This is a genomic window from Agromyces soli (assembly GCF_022811605.1).
Lineage (GTDB): Bacteria > Actinomycetota > Actinomycetes > Actinomycetales > Microbacteriaceae > Agromyces > Agromyces soli.
Map to the genome: position 1 here is coordinate 1,436,992 of NZ_CP094533.1, position 18,596 is coordinate 1,455,587.

The 18,596-nt window shown below is 73.3% G+C and carries 15 protein-coding genes; 8 read left to right on the top strand and 7 right to left on the bottom strand.

What is annotated here, in order from left to right:
* Positions 1-11 precede the first annotated feature (11 nt).
* The 6 genes from MTP13_RS06895 (at position 12) to MTP13_RS06920 (ending at position 6,460) form a co-directional block, all read left to right on the top strand.
* A complete protein-coding gene (locus tag MTP13_RS06895; protein WP_243570328.1) occupies positions 12-542 on the top strand; it encodes a hypothetical protein in 531 nt (176 codons plus the stop codon).
* Entirely contained in the window at positions 539-2,107 is a 1,569-nt protein-coding gene (locus MTP13_RS06900; RefSeq protein ID WP_243570329.1) for a GMC family oxidoreductase, read from the top strand. The genes MTP13_RS06895 and MTP13_RS06900 overlap by 4 nt, the downstream gene beginning before the upstream one ends.
* Before the next feature lie 32 nt (positions 2,108-2,139).
* Complete coding sequence (locus MTP13_RS06905; protein ID WP_243570330.1) at positions 2,140-3,516, top strand: aldehyde dehydrogenase family protein; 1,377 nt, start codon at positions 2,140-2,142, stop codon at positions 3,514-3,516.
* A 183-nt stretch (positions 3,517-3,699) separates the two neighbouring features.
* A complete protein-coding gene (locus tag MTP13_RS06910; RefSeq protein ID WP_243570331.1) occupies positions 3,700-5,118 on the top strand; it encodes a ferredoxin reductase family protein in 1,419 nt (472 codons plus the stop codon).
* A gap of 41 nt (positions 5,119-5,159) precedes the next feature.
* The gene (locus tag MTP13_RS06915) at positions 5,160-5,654 is read left to right on the top strand and encodes an FMN-binding protein (RefSeq protein WP_243570332.1); all 495 of its coding nucleotides are present in this window, start codon (positions 5,160-5,162) and stop codon (positions 5,652-5,654) included.
* Positions 5,651-6,460 carry an FAD:protein FMN transferase gene (locus MTP13_RS06920; protein ID WP_243570333.1) on the top strand — a complete coding sequence of 270 codons (810 nt, stop codon included), beginning with the start codon at positions 5,651-5,653 and terminating at the stop codon, positions 6,458-6,460. Before MTP13_RS06915 ends, MTP13_RS06920 begins: the two co-directional genes overlap by 4 nt.
* On the opposite strand, the gene MTP13_RS06925 is transcribed toward MTP13_RS06920, so the two are convergent.
* The 4 genes from MTP13_RS06925 to purD all read right to left on the bottom strand — a co-directional run bounded on the left by MTP13_RS06925 (position 6,387) and on the right by purD (position 10,487).
* The gene (locus tag MTP13_RS06925) at positions 6,387-7,403 is read right to left on the bottom strand and encodes a sensor histidine kinase (protein WP_243570334.1); all 1,017 of its coding nucleotides are present in this window, start codon (positions 7,401-7,403) and stop codon (positions 6,387-6,389) included. The genes MTP13_RS06920 and MTP13_RS06925 overlap by 74 nt on opposite strands.
* On the bottom strand, positions 7,400-8,080 hold the full coding sequence (locus tag MTP13_RS06930; RefSeq protein WP_243570335.1) for a response regulator transcription factor: 681 nt from the start codon (positions 8,078-8,080) through the stop codon (positions 7,400-7,402). Before MTP13_RS06930 ends, MTP13_RS06925 begins: the two co-directional genes overlap by 4 nt.
* Before the next feature lie 130 nt (positions 8,081-8,210).
* Positions 8,211-9,149: a phosphoribosylaminoimidazolesuccinocarboxamide synthase gene (locus tag MTP13_RS06935; protein WP_243570336.1), complete on the bottom strand. Its 939-nt coding sequence runs from the start codon at positions 9,147-9,149 to the stop codon at positions 8,211-8,213.
* Between the two features lie 12 nt (positions 9,150-9,161).
* Entirely contained in the window at positions 9,162-10,487 is a 1,326-nt protein-coding gene (gene purD / locus MTP13_RS06940) for a phosphoribosylamine--glycine ligase (protein WP_243570337.1), read from the bottom strand.
* A gap of 32 nt (positions 10,488-10,519) precedes the next feature.
* Here purD and MTP13_RS06945 point away from each other — a divergent pair, with 32 nt between their 5' ends.
* On the top strand, positions 10,520-10,888 hold the full coding sequence (locus MTP13_RS06945) for a sterol carrier family protein (RefSeq protein ID WP_243570338.1): 369 nt from the start codon (positions 10,520-10,522) through the stop codon (positions 10,886-10,888).
* 85 nt (positions 10,889-10,973) lie between these two features.
* On the opposite strand, the gene MTP13_RS06950 is transcribed toward MTP13_RS06945, so the two are convergent.
* From MTP13_RS06950 to MTP13_RS06960, 3 genes are all read right to left on the bottom strand, one after another.
* Positions 10,974-11,750 (bottom strand): heme ABC transporter ATP-binding protein, encoded by a 777-nt coding sequence (locus MTP13_RS06950; protein WP_243570339.1) that lies wholly within the window; start codon positions 11,748-11,750, stop codon positions 10,974-10,976.
* A complete protein-coding gene (locus MTP13_RS06955) occupies positions 11,747-12,784 on the bottom strand; it encodes a FecCD family ABC transporter permease (RefSeq protein WP_243570941.1) in 1,038 nt (345 codons plus the stop codon). Before MTP13_RS06955 ends, MTP13_RS06950 begins: the two co-directional genes overlap by 4 nt.
* 101 nt (positions 12,785-12,885) lie before the next feature.
* The gene (locus MTP13_RS06960) at positions 12,886-14,019 is read right to left on the bottom strand and encodes a heme/hemin ABC transporter substrate-binding protein (RefSeq protein ID WP_243570340.1); all 1,134 of its coding nucleotides are present in this window, start codon (positions 14,017-14,019) and stop codon (positions 12,886-12,888) included.
* Positions 14,020-14,183: 164 nt separating this feature from the next.
* On the opposite strand from MTP13_RS06960, the gene MTP13_RS06965 reads away from it, so the two are divergent.
* Positions 14,184-18,494, top strand: a complete 4,311-nt coding sequence (locus tag MTP13_RS06965) for an HtaA domain-containing protein (RefSeq protein ID WP_243570341.1) — start codon at positions 14,184-14,186, stop codon at positions 18,492-18,494.
* Positions 18,495-18,596 lie beyond the last annotated feature (102 nt).

An 18,596-nucleotide genomic window follows, 5' to 3' on the forward strand; every position in this document is an offset into this window, starting at 1 on the left:
AGAAGGCCAGCATGACCGAAGACCAGCCGGCGCCCGCCGTTCCGGACGCCACCGCCAGCACTCTGCTCGCGCTCGCGCGGGCGCTCTACCCGCATCCCGGCATTCCGGACGGCCCGTACGAGCGCGCGGTCGCGCTGCTCGCCGCCGACGCCGCGGCCTCCTCCGAGCTCTCCGCGCTCGTCGCCGCCGGCGCCGCCGAGGCGGCCGCCGCCCTCGGCGACCCGGGCGCCGCGTCGCTCGAGGCCCGCACCGCCTGGCTCGCCGCGCACGAGGGCGAGGCGTTCTTCGCCTTCGTCCGCGAGCGCATCTGCTTCCACCTGTACGACGACCGCGAGGTGTGGCAGCTGCTCGGGTACCCCGGGCCGTCGTACGCGCTCGGCGGGTACCTGCACCGCGGCTTCGACGAGCTGCCCTGGCTGCCGGACCCCCGGGTCGAGGAGCTCGACGAGCCGCTCGTCGAGCTCGGCCCGCTCGGCGCTTCCGCCGCATCGGAGGCCGCCGCTCCCGCCGCCGCATCGGCTGGCGCGGAGGTGACCGCATGAGGCACTACGAACTGGATGACGCGGACGTCGCCGTCGTCGTCGGCTCCGGGCCGGGCGGCGCGAGCCTCGCCCTGCGGCTCGCCCGCGCCGGGCTCGACGTCGTCATGCTCGAGTCCGGCCGGTGGATCGACCCCGAGGACTTCGTCGACGACGAGCGCATCGCCTTCGCGCAGCTGTCCTGGCTCGAGGCGAGGCGCGCGACGGGCAGCTGGACGCTCGCGCACGACTTCCCCGCGCTGCCCGCCTGGAACGGCCACGCCGTCGGCGGCACCGCGCTGCTCTGGACCGGGCTCACGCCGCGCTTCAAGGATCACGAGTTCCGCACCCGCTCGAGCTACGGCGAGATCGCGGGCGCCTCGCTCGCGGACTGGCCCATCGACCCCGCCGAGCTCGCCCCCTACTACGCGGAGTCGGAGCGCGCGATGGGCGTCTCGCACCGCGAGGGCCGCCCGCCGATGCCCGCGAACACCTCGTACCGGGTCTTCGCGAACGGGGCGGAGCGGGTCGGCTACCGCCACTACGCGACCGGCCCGTACGCGACGAACGTCGAACCCTACGACGGCCGCCCCGGCACGATCCAGGACGGCTTCAACTCGCAGGGCGACCGCCACCGCTCGAAGTGGACCCCGCTCGTCAGCGAGATCCCGAAGGCCATCGCCACCGATCGTTTCGAGCTGCGCCCCGAGTCGCACGCCGTGCGGATCACCCTCGACGCCGCGGGACGGGCCGACGGCGTCGAGTACCTCGACCGCGACGGCGTGCTCCGCCGGCAGCGCGCGGCGCTCGTCGCCGTGGCGGGCAACGCGATCGAGACACCGCGGCTGCTGCTGCTCTCGGCGACCGCCGGGCACGAGCACGGCCTCGGCAACGCCTCCGACCACCTCGGCCGGCACTACATGCGGCACACGACCGGCGTCGTCTACGGGCAGTTCCCCGACGAGGTGCACATGTACCGCGGCGAGAACATGGCGGGCATCGTCGCCGACGAGTCCCGGCACGACCCCGAGCGCGGCTTCGCGGGCGGGTACTACCTCGAGACGATCTCGCAGGGGCTGCCCTCGTTCACCACCTTCATGGAGCCCGGCGGCTGGGGCGCCGACTTCACCGCCCGCGTCGAGGGCTACCCGCGCACCGCCGCGAGCTGGATCTGCGGCGAGGACCTGCCGCAGCCCGGCAACCGGGTGACGCTCTCGGACGAGCTCGTCGACCGCTGGGGGCTGCCCGCCCCCGAGGTGCACTACGACGACCACCCGAACGACGTCGCCATGCGCGAGCACGCCTACGGCCGGGTCGAGGCGATGTTCCGGGCGGTCGGCGCCGAACGCGTCTGGCGCGCCCCCGCGATGCCCTCCGGCCACAACCTCGGCACCGCGCGCATGAGCGCGGACCCGGCCGACGGGGTCGTCGACCCCGAGGGGCGCGTGCACGGCGTGCCCAACCTCTTCGTCTCGGACGGCTCGGTGTTCACCACCGGCGCCGCGGCGAACCCGACCCTGACGATCATGGCGCTCTCCCTCAGGCAGGGCGACCGGATCGTCGACGCGCGACGCCGCGGCGAACTCTGATCGCGGCGCGGAGAACACGGAAGGACAACGAGATGGTGATCGCGACGATCAACCCGACGACCGGAGCGGTGGAGCGCGAGTTCGCGCCGCACACGCCCGAGCAGGTGGAGCAGATCCTGGCCCGCGCGGATGCGGCGAACGCCGTGCTGCGCCGAACGACGTTCGCCGAGCGGGCGGCGTGGATGCGCCGGGCCGCCGAGCTGCTCGACGCGGACCTCGAGCAGGCGGCCGCCCTCGCCTCGACCGAGATGGGCAAGACGCTCGGCACGGCGAAGTACGAGGTGACGAAGTCGGCGAACGGCATGCGCTGGTACGCCGACCACGCCGAGGAGTACCTCGCCGCGGAGGAGCCGGTGCCGGCCGCCTCCGTCGGGGCGAGCGCGGCGCGCGTCGTCTATCAGCCGATCGGCACGGTGCTCGCCGTGATGCCGTGGAACTACCCGTACTGGCAGGTGATCCGCTTCGCGGCGCCCGCGCTCATGGCGGGCAACACCGGGCTCCTGAAGCACGCCTCGAGCGTGCCGCAGACGGCGCTGTACCTCGGCGAGCTGTTCGAGCGGGCCGGGTTCCCGGCGGGCGCGTTCCAGACGCTGCTCATCGAGGGGGCCGCGGCATCCGCCCTGATCCAGGACCGCCGCATCCGCGCCGTGACCCTGACCGGCTCCGTCGGCGCCGGGGCCGCGGTCGCCGAAGCCGCCGGGCGCAACATCAAGAAGAGCGTGCTGGAGCTCGGCGGCACCGACGCGTTCGTGGTGCTGCCGAGCGCCGACGTCGCGAAGTCCGCCGAGGCGGGCGCGGCCTCGCGCACGCAGAACAGCGGGCAGAGCTGCATCTGCGCGAAGCGCTTCTACGTGCACGACGACGTCTACGACGAGTGGTTCGCGCTGTTCCTCGAGCGGATGCGCGCGACGACCGCGGGCGACCCCTTCGACCCGGCGACGGGCTTCGGACCGATGGCGACCGAGCAGGTGCGGGCCGACGCCCACGAGCTCGTCGCCGACGCGATCGCGAAGGGCGCGACGGTGCACACGGGCGGCGAGCTGCCCGGCGGCCCCGGCTGGCTCTACCCGGCGACGGTGCTCACCGACGTCACCCCCGAGATGCGGATCTTCCGCGAGGAGTGCTTCGGCCCGGTCGCGTGCGTGTACCGGGTCGGCTCGCTCGAGGAGGCCGTCGAGCTGGCGAACGACTCCGAGTTCGGCCTCGCCGCGAGCGTCTGGACGACGGACGCCGAGGAGATCGCCCGGCTGCAGGACGAGCTCGAGTTCGGCGCGGTGTTCGCGAACGGCAACTCGGCCTCGTTCTTCGGGCTGCCCTTCGGCGGCGTGAAGGACTCCGGCTACGGCCGCGAGCTCGGCGCCTTCGGCATCCGCGAGTTCGTGAACGTCAAGACCGCCTGGACGGCCTGACCCGCCGGCTCCAGCTCCGGCTCCAGCTCAGAACCAGAGTTGCCCGACTTTCATGAACGTCGGGCAACTCCGGGTTGGGGGTCGGAGGGGTCGGCGGATGCGTGGGCTGTCCGTTCGCTGAGCGTTTCCTCTGCGTCACGGATTCTTGGCGTCGTCTGAGAGAGCGGAGCCGAGCATGGCCGCATGACCGCAACCGCCACCTCCCGACCCGCAGCGTCGATCCCGGTACCGCAGCGTTCCCGAGCTCGGGCGACGCAGCAGCGGTGGCGATTCACGGCCATCGGGGTGATCTGGGGGACGAGCCTGTCGATCGCCGTGATCTGGGTGCTCGGCGGAGGCGTGCAGGCGACGATCGGGGGCGGGCCCGACGCGCTCGACAGCCTGGGCCGGCTGACCGGTCTCGCCTCGGCGAACCTCCTGCTCTACCAGGTGCTGCTCATGGCCAGGGTTCCGGTCTTCGAGCGCGGGCTCGGGCGCGACGCGATCACCCGGCTCCACAGGCAGAGCGGCTTCTGGTCGTTCTGGCTGCTCGTCGCCCATATCGCGCTGCTCGTCTTCGGCTACGCGCAGGCCGCTCGACTCGGCCCGCTGGAGCAGCTCTGGGGGTTCGTCTGGGCGTACCCGGGGATGCTGCTCGCGACGGCCGGCACCCTGCTCCTGGTGCTCGTCGTCGTCACCTCGCTGCGACGGGCGCGGCGCAAACTGCGCTACGAGAGCTGGCACCTCCTCCACCTCTACGCCTACCTCGGTGTCGGCCTCGCGATCCCGCACATGCTGTGGACGGGTGCGGACTTCACCGCCTCGCCGATCGCGAGCGTCTATTGGTGGGGGCTCTGGGGTGCGGCCGCCGCCTGCGTCCTCGTGTGGCGCATCGTCCTTCCACTGCGCCGTTCGGCGAGACACGGTCTTCGTGTCGCAGGGGTCCGCGCGGACGGGGATCGCGGGATCGAGGTGCGCGTTCGCGGGCGAGCGCTCGATCGGCTGCACGCGCTGCCCGGGCAGTTCTTCGTCTGGCGGTTCCTCGACGGGCCCGGGTGGAGCCGTGGGCACCCGTTCTCGCTCGCCGCGGCGCCCGGTCAGGACGAGCTCGTCATCGCGGCGCGCACCGCCGGGGACGGCACGCGGCGGATGGCCGCGATGCGACCCGGTACCCGGGTGCTCGTCGAGGGACCGTACGGCACCATGACCGGTGCCGCGCGCACCGGGCGGGGACTCCTCATGCTCGGGGCGGGGGCCGGAGTCGCCCCGTTGCTCGCGCTGCTCGAAGGGGAGGCGTACGCCTCCGGCGAGGCCACCCTCGTGACCCGCAACCATCTGGCCTCGGAGGCGCTGCGGATCCCTGAGATCCAGCGGCTGCAGCGGGAACGCGGGGTCGTCCACTTCGCCCTGGACGGCGAGCGATCGCAGCACGGACCGTCCTGGGTGCCGGCGCAGTACGCGGCGTGGTCCGGTGCCGAGCTGCTGTGCCATCTGCGGCCCGATCTCCTCGACTGCGACGTCTTCGTCTGCGGGCCGGCGCCGTGGATGACGGCGGTGCTCCGCGACCTGCGCGCCGCCGGCGTCGGGCCCGAGCGACTGCACCACGAGTCCTTCACCATCTGAACCCGGCGGTTCCGACCGTCGGCCCGAACTCGGGAGGCATCATGAAGCGCATCCTCATCGCTCTCGCAGCGACCGTGAGCGGGCTCGTCCTGCTCTTCAGCTATCGCACCTCGTTCGGCGACGCCGTTCCCGCCGAGACCGCGGCCGGGCCGACGGGGGTGGCCGGGTCGACGGGATCGACGGGGACAACCGGGCCGACGGGGGCGGCCGGGTCGACGGGATCGACGGGGACAACCGGATCGGCCGCCTCCGCCTTGGCCGATGGCACGTACACCGGGCAGACGGCGTCGACGCGCTACGGCCCGGTTCAATTGCGCGTGACGGTGTCCGGCGGGCGGATCAGCGGGGTCGATGCGATCCAGTACCCGGACGGCAACGGTCGCGATCGGGAGATCAACCAGCGCGCCATCCCCCAGCTCGTCGCCGACACGATCCAGACGCAGTCGGGCTCGGTGCACTTCGTCTCCGGAGCCACGTACACGAGCACCGGATACGAGCAGTCGCTGCAGTCCGCCCTCGACCAGGCCCGGCGATGACCCCCGTGCAGACGCGCGTCGCCGAACTGATGGGCACGGTCGCGAGCGTCCGAGTGGTGGGCGATCCGAGCGAGCAGCAGCGCGTCTCCGAGGCGATCGACGGCTGTCTCCTCGAGCTGGCCGACCTGGAGCACCGCTTCTCCACCTACCGGGCGGACTCCGAGGTGTCGCGGTTCCGCCGAGGGGAGTTCGGACTCGAGGACGCGAGCCCGCTCCTCGCCGAGGTCGCGTCGGCGTGCGAAGACTGGACCCACCGCACCGGGGGCCGGTTCTCCGCCTGGTTCGGCGGCGACTTCGACCCGACGGGTTTCGTGAAGGGCTGGGCGACCGAGCGTGCCGCGAGGCGTCATCTCGCGCCGCTCTGCGAGCTCCCGGGGGTGGTCGCCGCAGGCATCTCGGTCGGCGGAGACGTGCAGCTCTTCCGTGCTCCGGGGCAGCAGTGGTGCTGGCGGATCGGGATCGCCGATCCTCGCCGCCCCGGGGCGGTGCTCGCGACGCTCGAGCTCGGTGAGGGTGCGGTGGCGACTTCGGGCCTCGCCGAGCGCGGCGACCACCTCGTCGATCCGCGGAACGGCGTTACGGCGACGTCGGTGCTGAGCGCGACGGTCGTCGCCGACGGGCTCACCCGCGCGGACGTCTGGGCCACGGCGGCCTGCATCGCGGGGGACGAGCTGGGCTGGCTGGCGGAGGCGGGGACGATCGCGGGGCTTCTCGTCGCCGCTGACGGCGGGGTCAGGAGATGGGCCGGGACGGCGGAGCTGGTGCCTCCGAGCGAGGAGTTCGGGCCCTCGGCAACCGCAGCGTGAACGTCGAGCCGGCGGCGGAGCTCGACGTGAGCTCGACGCTTCCCCCGAATCGCTCGGCCCCTTCCCGCGCCAACGCGAGCCCGAGTCCGAAGCCGCGCCGACGGCCGTGTTCTCCGGAGCGCGCGAATCGCTCGAAGATGCGCTCGGCATCCTCCAGCGCGACCCCGGGGCCGTGGTCGCGCACCCGGATCTCGACGGTGTCGCCGACCGAGGCGAGTGCGACCTCGACGGCCGAGCCCTGCGGTGCATGTTGCACCGCGTTGTCGAGGAGAACGGTGATCAGCCGGATGAGGGTCGGGGCCGGGATCTCGGCGCCGGCCCCGACGGTCGGCGCCAGGGTCAGCCGCACGCCGTGCTCGCTCGCGACCGGTTCGAGCAGCGCCATGGCGTCGCGCGCGCAGTCGACGGGGTCCGCCCCGCCGTCTGGGATCTCGGCGTGGCCGCCTTCGGCGAGGAGCAGCAGCTCCGCGAGCACCGCGTCCATCACGTCGACGTCCCGCCGCAGCAGTCGAACGAGCTCGTCGATCGGCTCGCCCCGGTCGAGTCGGCGCTGGAGGAGCTGGACCCGGGCGGAGATCGCCGTGAGCGGGGTGCGCAGCTCATGGCTCGCATCGGCGACGAAACGACGCTGCCCGGCCAGCGCGGTCGCCAGCGGACGCACGGCGCTTCGGGCCACGAGCCAGCCGATCGCCGCCATCAGGACCGCACCGGCGACCCCGAGCCCGACGAGCCACCAGACGACGTGGTCGAGATCGACGACGAATCGGTCGCTGTCGGGATGCGGCGGGCCTCCGTGCTCGCGTTCCGGCCGCGCCGAGGTGTTCAGGACGACGAGCAGCACCGCCACCCCCGCGACCAGCACCGCCGCCGAACTCGTGCCGACGAGCAGGCCCACCCGGACGGCCGCAGCACGCACCCGGGAACGGTCGGCAGCGTCGCTCATGCGGACGCTCCTGCGCGGTACCCCTGGCCCCTGACCGTCTCGATGACCTCCGCGTCGGTCTTGCGGCGGACGTAGTGCACGTAGGTGTCGACGGAGCTCGCGGCATCCTCCGAGGCGAACACCGCCCGGAGGATCTCGTCCCGCGAGAAGATGTGCTCCGGGCTGTCGGTGAGCAGCCGCAGCAGCGCGTTCTCGGTGGCCGTGAGTGCGACGCGCGCACCGTCCGCTCCGTACATCGCGCTCGAGTCCGGCACGAACGTCCAACCGCCGACGGAGCGGCGTCGCCCGTCGGCCCGGAAGCCGCGCAGGAGGGCGCGCAGTCGCGCGAGCAGTTCGTCGTAGTCGAAGGGCTTCACGAGGTAGTCGTTCGCGCCGGCGTCGAGCCCGTCGACGCGGTCGCCGATCGCGCCGAGGGCGGTGAGCAGCAGGATCGGCGTCGTGATCCGGGCGGTGCGGATCGCGCGGACGAGTTCGATCCCGTCCATCCCGGGCAGGCGACGGTCGACGAGCATGAGCTCGTAGCCGCCGCCGAGGGCCCGCCGGAGGGCGACGGCGCCGTCGGCGACGTGCTCGACGTCGTAGGTCTCGCCGAGGACCTCGCTCGTCATTCCGGCGATCTCGGCGTCGTCCTCCACGTACAGCAGTCGCGGCTTCCGCGGCGCGCTCGAACTGGTCACGCGAGAGAGTCCATCAGACTCGCACCAAGATCGCACCAAGATCGCACCAAGACGCGGGCGCGAAACGTCAATCCAGAGTTGCCCGACTTTCATGAACGTCGGGCAACTCCGGTTTTGGGTTGGGGTGGGGTCAGCCGCGCAGGCGGGTGAGCAGCTCGCCGTAGCGGGCGGCGGTGCGCTCGACGACGTCCTGCGGCAGGACCGGCGGCTCGCTGTCGTTCGCCCGGTCCCAGTTCGCGCTCAGCCAGTCGCGCACGATCTGCTTGTCGAAGCTCGCGAGCCGCTCCGCGAGCGGTGCGTCGGTGCGGGCGTAGGCCTCGGCATCCCAGTATCGGCTCGAGTCGCTCGTGAGCACCTCGTCGCCGAGCGTGACGATGCCCGTCTCGCGGTCGGCGCCGAACTCGAACTTCGTGTCGGCGAGGATGACGCCGTGCGCCTCGGCGATCGCGGAGGCCTTCGCGAACACCTCGAGCGAGATCGTGCGCAGCTGCTCGGCGACGACCTCGCCGACGAGCTCGACGGTGCGCTCGTACGACACGTTCACGTCGTGCTCGCCGACCGGCGCCTTCCACGCCGGGGTGTACACCGGCTCGGGCAGCTGGTCGCCGTCGGAGAGGCCCGCGGGCAGCGGCATCCCGCCGATCGCGCCCGTCTGCAGGTACTCCTGGTAGCCGCCGCCGGTGAGGTAGCCGCGCACGACGCACTCCACCGGGAACATGTCGAGCGTGCGGCACACCGTCGCCCGGGCCGCGACCTCGGCGGGCACGGCCGGCACCTCGAAGCGGTCGTCGTGGGGCTGCACGAGGTGGTTCGGCACCTCGGGCAGCTGCTCGAACCACCAGTGCGTGAGCTCGGTGAGCAGGGCTCCCTTGCCGGGGATGGCGGGGTCGAGCACCCGGTCGAAGGCGCTCACCCGGTCGCTCGCGACGACGAGCACGATCGGCGAGCGGCGCAGCGGATCGCCCGTCCACGAGTCGTCGTCGTCGGGCGTCGCCGCGGGCACGTAGAGGTCGCGGACCTTGCCCGAGTAGACGTGCTGCCAGCCGGGCAGTGCGGGGGCGTTCGTCATCCGTGGCCTCTCTCAGTCCGCGACGCGGGCCGCGATGTCGGTGCGGTACTGGCCGCCGTCGAGGCGGATGCGTCCGATGGCGTCGTAGGCGCGGCGGCGCGCCTCGGCGAAGTCCTCGCCGACGGCGACGACGTTCAGCACACGGCCGCCGGTCGCGACGAGCCCGGGCGCCGCGTCATCGGCGGCCACGGCGGTCGCGGCGTGCGCGAGGTGCACGCCGGGCACCTCGGCGGCCTGGTCGATGCCCTCGATCGTGCGACCCGTTTCGGGCCGCTCGGGGTAGCCCTCGCTCGCGAGCACCACGGTCACGGCCGCCTCGGGGCGGAACTCGGGCTTCGGCAGCCCGCCGAGGCCGCCGGTCGCGGCGGCGAGCAGCAGCCCGGACAGCGGGGTCGCGAGGCGGGGCAGCACGACCTGCGTCTCGGGGTCGCCGAAGCGGGCGTTGAACTCGATGACGCGGATGCCACGGCTGGTCAGGATGAGTCCGGCGTACAGCAGCCCGGAGAAGGGGGTGCCCTCGGCGGCGAGCTGGCGCACGGTCGGCAGGGCGATCGACTCGATCACCTCGTCGACGAAGGCCTCCTCGCTGCCGAACACGTCGCCGCGGCCGTTCGTGGCGCCGGCGAGCCAGGGCAGCGGCGAGTAGGCGCCCATGCCGCCGGTGTTCGGGCCCTGATCGACGTCGAGCAGGCGCTTGTAGTCCTGCGCGGGCGAGAGGGGCAGCACGTGCTCGCCGTCGGAGAGCAGGAACAGCGAGACCTCGGGGCCGTCGAGGAACTCCTCGACCAGCACCGGACCCTGCTGCAGGTAGTGCGCGGCGTGCGCGAGGGCGGCGTCGCGGTCCTCGGTGACGAGCACGCCCTTGCCTGCGGCGAGCCCGTCGGCCTTCACGACGTAGGGCGCGCCGAACTCGTCGAGCGTGCGGGCGACCTCGTCGAGCTCGGCGGCGCGCACGGCGCGGCCGGTCGGCACGTTCGCGGCGTCCATGATGCGCTTCGCGAAGGTCTTCGACCCCTCGAGCGCGGCGGCCTCGCGGTTCGGGCCGAAGACGGGCAGGCCCGCGGCGCGGAGCGCGTCGGCGACGCCCGCGACGAGCGGCGCCTCGGGGCCGACGACGACGAGCTCGATGCCGTGCTCGCGTGCGTAGTCGGTGACGACGGCGGGGTCCGTGGGGTCGAGCGCGATGGTCGTGACGCTGCCCCGGGCGGAGTCGGTCGGCGAGCCCGCGATGCCCGCGTTGCCGGGGGCCGCGACGATCTCGTGACCGGCCTCCTCGTCGAGCAGGGCGAGGATGATGGCGTGCTCGCGTGCGCCCGAGCCGAGGACGAGGATCTTCACCCCCACAGGCTACCGCGAGGGAGAATGGCGGGATGGCACGGGCGAGGATCGATGACATCGCAGGACGCGACGCGGTCGCCGAGTGGGCGCGCGAGGGCGACGGCACGGCCCGCCCGGCGCTCGCGCTGGCGGTGCGCTACACGTTGCAGCTGCTCGCCGAGCTGTCGCCCGGCGGCACGGTCGAGGTGCGGGTGCCACCGTTCGGCGCGGTGCAGTGCATCGAGGGGCCGCGCCACACGCGCGGCACGCCGCCGAACGTGGTGGAGACGGATGCCTCGACCTGGCTCGGCCTCGCCACCGGTCGCGCCTCGTGGGACGAGGCGCGGGCGAGCGGGCGGGTGCACGCCTCCGGGCAGCGCGCCGACCTCGAGGGGCACGTGCCGGTCATCACGGCCCGCTGACCCCGTCGTTCGCTGAGCCTGTCGAAGCGTGCGGTGCGGCCCCTCGACGGGCTCGGGAACCAGGGCGAGCTCGGGGAGCGAGGCGTCAGCGGATCGGCAGCACGAGCGGCACGCCCGTGCTGGGGTGCGGCAGCACCTCGACGGCCTGCCCGTAGACGGCCTCGATCCGCTCGGCCGTCAGCACCTCGGCGGGGGAGCCGGTGGCGACGACCCGCCCGCCGCGCAGCAGCGTGATGTCGTCGGCGTAGGCGGCGGCGAGGTTCAGGTCGTGCAGCACGACGAGCACGGTGTCGCCGCGCTGCGCGTGCGTGCGGGCGAGGCGGAGCACGTCCTCCTGGTGCTTGAGGTCGAGCGCCGCGGTCGGCTCGTCGAGCATCAGCACCGGGGTGCGCTGGGCGAGCACCCGAGCGAGGGCGACGCGCGCCCGCTCGCCGCCGGAGAGCGAGGGCACCGTGCGATGGGCGAGGTGCGAGACATCCGTCACCGCGAGCGCGTCGTCGACGATCGCGTCGTCCCGCTCGGCCTCCGGGCTCCTGGCCCAGGGGTGCCGGCCCATCGCGACGACCTCGCGCACCGGGAACGGGAAGGAGACGCGGTGGTCCTGCGTGAGCACCGCGCGCTCGCGGGCGAGTGCCTTCGGGCTGCGGCCGGCGAGCGGGGCGTCGCCGAGCCGCACTTCACCGCTCGCGGCGGGCAGATCGCCGGATAGCGCGGCGAGCAGCGTCGACTTGCCGGCGCCGTTCGGGCCGATCAGCGCGTGCACCCGGCCCGCGTGCGCGGCGAAGTCCACGTCGTGCAGCAGTCGGGCGCCGTCGATCTCGACGCACAGGCTGCGCGCTTCGAGCGCGGGCGGCCGGGTCATCCCCAGCCTCCCGAGCGGCGGCGGGTGCGCAGCAGCAGCCAGAAGAAGAACGGACCGCCGATGAGCGAGGTGAGCATGCCGATCGGCAGCTCCGCCATCGGCACGAGGGTGCGCGCCGCGAGGTCGGCGAGCAGCAGCAGCAGCGCGCCGCCGAGCGCGCTCGCGATGAGCAGCGGACGGTGCGCCGGTCCGATCGCCATGCGCATGAGGTGCGGCACGATGAGGCCGACGAAGCCGATGATGCCGGCGAAGGCGACGGCCGAGCAGACCAGGATGGCGACGAGCACGATCGAGGTGATCCGCACGGCCTCGACCCGGACGCCGAGGTGGCGTGCGCCGCGCTCGCCGAGGGAGAAGAGGTCGAGGGTGCGGCCGAGCAGCAGCGCGCCCGTGATCGCGACCGCGATGAGCGGCAGCATCACGGCGACCTCCTGCCAGCGGGCGCCGTTCAGCGAGCCGAGCTGCCAGAACACGATCTCCTCGCGCGAGCCGGAGTCGCCGAGGAAGGTGAGGAAGGCGAGCGCCCCGCCCGCGAAGGCGTTGATCGCGATGCCGGTGAGCAGCAGGGTCACGACCTCCGTGCGGCCGCCCGCGCGACTCGTGAAGTAGACGAGCAGGGTCGTGAGCAGGCCCGCGACGAAGGCGGCCCCGGCGGTGACGAGGTCGCCCGCGGCGGTCCAGCCGAAGACGATCGCGCTCGCGGCGCCGAGCGCGGCGCCCGAGGAGACGCCGACGACGCCGGGCTCGGCGAGCGGGTTCGCGAAGATCGCCTGCATGACCGTGCCCGCGACGGCGAGGGCGGCGCCGATGAGCACGGCCATGGCGACGCGGGGGAAGCGGATGTTCCAGAGCGCTGAGTCGGCGTTCGGCACGGTCTCGGGGGCGTTCGAGAGGCCGAGGCCGCGCAGGATCGAGGCCCAGACCTCGCCGGGCGGGATGGCGAGCTGGCCGGTGCCCGCCGCGACGACCGCCGCGACGACGAGACCGAGGGCGAGCCCGGTGAAGAGCAGCGTGCGGCGGGTGCGCAGCGTCACCCGGCCGCTCGGCGGCGCGGTGACGGTGTCGAGCGGCGTGCGGTTCGTGCCCGCGCCGCTCGCGCCCGTCTCGACCGTGCCGGTGCCGGTGCGCGCGCCGCTCACGGCAGCGGGCCGGACTGCGAGGGCGCCCACACCGCGCGGGCGAGGGCCTCGACGATGTGCGGGGCGCGCGGGCCGAAGCTCAGGATCTCGGTGTCGGCCATGTCGACGAAACGGCGGTGCTCGCCCGCGGGCGTCGAGGCGAGGGCGGGCACGCGCTCGAGCAGCCCGTCGACGCCGCCGACCGACTCGAGCCCGTCCGACATGAGCAGCACGACGTCGGGCTGGGCGGCCACGAGCGCCTCGGCGGTGACCGGGCGCATGCCCTTCCAGCCGATCTCGCCGGCGATGTCGACGCCGCCGATCGCCTCGATGAGGGCGTCGGCGCCGGACTCCTCGCCGAAGAGGTAGTAGACGTTCGCGGAGCCGCGCACGTAGAGGAACAGCACGCGCGGGCGCACCTCGGGGTCGGCCGGCACGGCGGCGGCGATCTCGGCGGTGGTGCTCGCGAGCTCCTCGTCGACCTGGGCGGCGAGGAGGGCGCCGCGTTCGGGCACGCCGAGGGCCGTCGAGACCTGCTCGATGAGCACGTCGATCGTGTCGAGGCTGCGCTCCGAGGTGGTGAGCACGACGGGGATGCCGGCGTCGCGGAGCTGGTCGAGCACGTCGAGCGGGCCGAGCGTCGTGTCGGTGATGACGACGCTCGGGTCGAGCGCGAGGATCGCCTCGGCGGTGATGTTGTGGCCGCCGTGGGTCACCACCGGCAGTCCGGCGGCTTCGGCGAAGCCGGTGGAGCCGTCCCGGCCGACGACGCGGTCGCCGAGGCCGAGGCCGAAGACGGTCGCCGCGAGCGAGCCGGAGATGTCGAGGGGGAGGATGCGCGAGGCATCCTCGACCGTGACCTCGTTGCCCTTCGCGTCGGTGACCACCGTCGGCAGGGCCGGCTGCTCGTCGCTCTCGACGACGGGAAGGGCGGAGTTCGCGAGGCAGGCGGTCGATTCGCCGACGGTCTCGCGCGGCGTCTGCTCGATGGTGAGTTCCCCGAAGGGCACCCCGGCGTCGATGCAGTTGGGCGCGACGGCCGCGGGGCCGCCCGCGGCGCCGGTGGCGCAGCCGCTGAGCAGCACGACGGCGAGGGTCGCGAGAGCGGCGAGGCGCGTGCGCGCCGAGCGGGGGTTGGGGCGTGAGGTCATCGGGAGTGAGGTTAGCCTATCCTTAATGTTGACAGGGCGTCAGCGTGGGGCATAGGTTCGTCTTAGCCAAGCCTAACCTCAATTGGTTTCCCCCGATCACCACCACCGAAGCCGCGCTCGCCGACGTGCGCCGCGCGGCTTCGCCATGCCTGGAGGACCGCGTCGTGAAGACACCGTCACCGACCACCGCTCGACCGGCGACCCGCGCCGGAACAGTGACCCGCTGGCTCGCGAGCGGCCTCGCCGCGCTGCTCGTCGCGGGCGGCTCGCTCATGTCGGCGGGCCCCGCGCTCGCCGAGGACGCCTCGCCGTCCCCGGCCCCGCTCGTCGCGGAGGCGCCGCTCGCGCCCGCGGACTCGAGCGATGAGGGCGACGTGGCGGGGTCGGGTTCGCCCGAGGCATCCCCCGCGTCGGAGGCGCCGGCGGCGGAGCCCGCGCCGACGCCCGAGACCGCACCCGTCGCCGAGACCCCGGCTGCTCCGGCCGAGCCTGCGACGCCGTCCCCGGCCGCAAAGGCCGCCGACGCTCCGGCTCCCGCGCCGCTCGTGGCCGCGGCGCCGCAGCTCACGATCTCCCCGGCGACGAACGTCGACCCGGCGGTGCAGAACGTGTTCACGGTGACCGGCTCCGGTTTCGTCGGCGAGGGCGCGAAGAACGGCGCCTACCTGCTGATCGGCGAGACCGGCATCTGGGCCGGTGAAGGGCCGCTCGTCTCCGAGGGCTGGCTCGCGCAGAGCTGGGTGATGCCGCGCGAGATCGTCGACGGCGCGTTCACCAAGTCGATCACGATCGCGGCGGGCAAATTCGACCCGGCCAAGACGTACACGGTCGCCTCCTCGGCCGCGCACGAACTCTCGGCCACCGACCGATCCCTCGATGCCTTCGCCCCCATCACCGTGAAGCAGCCGGTGGTGTCGGTGTCGAAGACGACGGGGTTGGATGCGGCCGGTGAGGTCGTGACCGTGTCGGGCACCGGGTTCTCGCCGGTGTCGCCGTCGACGGATGGCACGCGTCCGCCGTTGGCGGGCAAGTTCGGTGGGGCGTACGTGGTGTTCGGTTCGTTCCTGGATGCGTGGAAGCCGAGCGCTGGGGAGCCGGCGTCGGCGCGGGTCGTGGACTCGCAGAAGTGGGTCGTGAACCCGGAGGATGTCGCGACGATCGGTGGGGCGGCGCGTGGCGCGGTCGCGATCGAGGCGGATGGCTCGTTCCGGGTCGAGTTGACGGTGCGCGAGTTCGAGAAGGCCCTCGCTGACGGGAACTACGGCATCTACACGTACTCGGGCGGTGGTGCGAAGCACGCCGGGTTCGAGACGTTCACCCCGATCGCGTTCGCCGCGGCGCCCGCGACCCCGGTGGTGTCGGTGTCGAAGACGACGGGGTTGGATGCGGCCGGTGAGGTCGTGACCGTGTCGGGCACCGGGTTCTCGCCGGTGTCGCCGTCGACGGATGGCACGCGTCCGCCGTTGGCGGGCAAGTTCGGTGGGGCGTACGTGGTGTTCGGTTCGTTCCTGGATGCGTGGAAGCCGAGCGCTGGGGAGCCGGCGGCGGCGCGGGTCGTGGACTCGCAGAAGTGGGTCGTGAACCCGGAGGATGTCGCGACGATCGGTGGGGCGGCGCGTGGCGCGGTCGCGATCGAGGCGGATGGCTCGTTCCGGGTCGAGCTGACGGTGCGCGAGTTCGAGAAGGCCCTGGCCGATGGGAACTACGGCATTTACACGTACTCGGGCGGCGGCGCGAAGCACGCCGGGTTCGAGACGTTCACTCCGATCGCGTTCGCCGCGGCACCGCAGCCGGTCAAGCCGACCCTGACGGTCACGCCGTCGACCGACGTGGACGCCTCGCTCGCGCAGACGTTCACGGTGACCGGCACCGGATACACCGGAGCTGGCGCCGCGCAGGGCGTGTACGTGCTGCTCGGTGACGCGAGCATCTGGACCGGTGACGGCCCGCTCGTCGCCGACGGCTGGACCGTGCAGACCTGGGTCAAGCCCAACGAGATCGTCGACGGCGCGTTCAGCATCCAGCTGAAGACCGCGGCGCGGGCCCTCGATCCGGCCAAGCGGTACACCGTCGCCTCCTCGGCGGCGCACGCGCTGTCGGCGACCGACCGCTCGCTCGACGCCTTCGCGCCGATCGCCGTCAAGGCCGGCGCCGCGAAGCCGACGCTGACCGTGTCGCCCGCGACGAACGTCGACCCCGCGGCCGCGCAGACCTTCACGGTCACCGGCACCGGCTACGTCGGCGACGGCGCGGCGCAGGGCGTGTACGTGCTGCTCGGCGACGCGAGCATCTGGACCGGTGACGGCCCGCTCGTCGCCGACGGCTGGACCGCGCTGGACTGGGTCATGCCGAACCAGATCGTCGACGGCCGGTTCACGGTGCAGCTGAAGGTGCCCGCGAAGTCCTTCGACCCCGCGAAGCGCTACACCGTGGCCACCTCGGCCGCCCACGGCCTCTCGGTCTTCAACCGCACCATGGACGCCTTCGCGCCCATCACGCTGAAGGCCGACGCGCCGAACCCGAAGCTCGCGGTCAGCCCGTCGACGGACGTGGATGCCTCGAAGGCGCAGACGTTCACCGTCCGCGGCACGGGCTACACCGGAGCTGGTGCGGCGCAGGGCGTGTACGTGCTGCTCGGCGACGCGAGCATCTGGACCGGCACCGGCCCGCTCGTCGCCGACGGCTGGACCGCGCTCGCCTGGGTGAAGCCCGGCGAGATCGTGAACGGCGCCTTCTCGATCGAGCTGAAGGTGCCCGCGGGCAAGCTCGACGCGAAGAAGCGCTACACCGTGGCCTCCTCGGCGGCGCACGGCCTCTCGGTCACCGATCGTTCGCTCGACGCCTTCACGCCGATCACGGTGAAGGGCGGCACGAAGCCCCCGGTCGACCCGAAGCCCCCGGTGAATCCGACGAAGCCGGGCACGACGAATCCGGTCTCGAGCGGTTCGCTCAGCTGGGGCATCGCCGACGCCTTCCGCTCCTACGTCGTCGGGCCGATCGCCCGCGGTTCGATCACGGTCGGCTCCGGTGCGACGCAGGCCGGCAGCGCCTTCCAGTTCGGGCAGTCGGGCGGCAGCTACACCGCGGCCCGCGGCACGGGCACGGCGGACTACTCCGGTTCGGTGCGCTTCATCGGGCACGGCGGCATCCTCGACCTGACCTTCTCGAACCCGACGCTGCGCGTGACGAGCGCGACGACCGGCGTGCTCGAGCTGACCGCGAACGGCTCGCGGATCGACTTCGCGACCGTCGACCTCGGCGCGGCCGCCAAGTCGAGCGTGGGCGGTGCGACCCGCTTCGCCGGAGCCCCGGCGACGCTGACCGCGGCCGGTGCGGACGCCTTCCAGGGCTACTACGGCAGCGGCAAGGCGCTCGACCCGATCACCGTCGTGATCGGCAGCCCCGGCGCCGCGCCGGCCGGCAGCTCGGGCACGACCGCCTCGGCGACGCCTGCCTCGGCGGCGACGCCCGTGCCGCTCACGCCGCCGGCGACCACCGGCATCCAGCTCGCGCCGGCCGTGCTCGCCGACCTCGTCGCGGGCAAGCCGGTGACGATCTCGGTCGACGGCTTCGAGCCGAACGAGACCGGCATCATGGTGGTCGTCTACTCGACGCCGACCGTGCTGGCCGAGAACCTCACCGCCGACGCGAACGGTGTCGTCACCTGGACGGGCTCGCTGCCCGCCGGGCTCGAGCCGGGCCAGCACACGCTCACCTTCCAGGGCTCGATCTCGAAGGGCGTCGTGTTCACGGTCGCCGCGGCGGCGAACCAGTGCCTCGTGACCGAGGGCAGCCTCGACTGGGGCTTCAAGGCGAGCTTCCTGCAGTACCTGGAGAGCGGCATCGCGAACGGCACGTGGACCGTGACGGGCGCGAGCGAGCAGGACGGCCGCTTCGCCTTCACCGGCGGCACCGGCCCGATCGACGCGAAGACGCTGCGCGGCGTCGTGGCGTTCCCCGGTTCGGTGGAGTTCACCGGCCACGACGGCGCGCTCGACACGACGATCGCGAACCCGAAGCTCGAGTTCGTGAGCGCCGAGGAGGCGTACCTGCTGCTCGACGTGACCGGCACCACCCAGGACGGCGCGCCCGTCGAGGCGAAGGGCGTGCGCTTCGCCGAGCTCGAGCTCTCGGGCCTCGCGGTCGACGGCACCATGCTCGCCGCGAGCGACGTGCCGGCCGTGCTCACCGAGCAGGGCGCCGCCGCCTTCGGCACCTACGCCGCGGGCGAGGAGCTCGATCCGGTGACGTTCAGCCTCACCCTGCCGGCCGATTGCGGGGTGGCGGCCCCGGCCGTCGCCGCCGAGGACGGCGGCGAGGTGCAGCGCACGGATGCCGGGAGCACCGAGGTCGCCGAGACCGCCGGGGTCAGCCCGTGGCTCATCTGGGGCGGCGTCGCGCTGCTGCTGCTGATCGCGGCGGTCGTGCTGGTCGTGCTGCTCCGCCGCCGGGCGGCGGGTCGCACGGAGGCGTAGGCCGCCGCTGCATCCGAAGTCCGGCGCCGGCCGGGAGCCGTGGGGGCTCCCGGCCGGCGCCGTTTTCGCTCGGGTCCCGGGCGGGGGACGGATGCGGGACAA

Coding starts and splice junctions, on each gene's coding strand:
- MTP13_RS06895 (WP_243570328.1), top strand. CDS start 12: ATGACCGAAGACCAGCCGGCGCCCGCCGTTCCGGACGCCACCGCCAGC.
- MTP13_RS06900 (WP_243570329.1), top strand. CDS start 539: ATGAGGCACTACGAACTGGATGACGCGGACGTCGCCGTCGTCGTCGGC.
- MTP13_RS06905 (WP_243570330.1), top strand. CDS start 2,140: ATGGTGATCGCGACGATCAACCCGACGACCGGAGCGGTGGAGCGCGAG.
- MTP13_RS06910 (WP_243570331.1), top strand. CDS start 3,700: ATGACCGCAACCGCCACCTCCCGACCCGCAGCGTCGATCCCGGTACCG.
- MTP13_RS06915 (WP_243570332.1), top strand. CDS start 5,160: ATGAAGCGCATCCTCATCGCTCTCGCAGCGACCGTGAGCGGGCTCGTC.
- MTP13_RS06920 (WP_243570333.1), top strand. CDS start 5,651: ATGACCCCCGTGCAGACGCGCGTCGCCGAACTGATGGGCACGGTCGCG.
- MTP13_RS06925 (WP_243570334.1), bottom strand. CDS start 7,403: ATGAGCGACGCTGCCGACCGTTCCCGGGTGCGTGCTGCGGCCGTCCGG.
- MTP13_RS06935 (WP_243570336.1), bottom strand. CDS start 9,149: ATGACGAACGCCCCCGCACTGCCCGGCTGGCAGCACGTCTACTCGGGC.
- MTP13_RS06945 (WP_243570338.1), top strand. CDS start 10,520: ATGGCACGGGCGAGGATCGATGACATCGCAGGACGCGACGCGGTCGCC.
- MTP13_RS06950 (WP_243570339.1), bottom strand. CDS start 11,750: ATGACCCGGCCGCCCGCGCTCGAAGCGCGCAGCCTGTGCGTCGAGATC.
- MTP13_RS06960 (WP_243570340.1), bottom strand. CDS start 14,019: ATGACCTCACGCCCCAACCCCCGCTCGGCGCGCACGCGCCTCGCCGCT.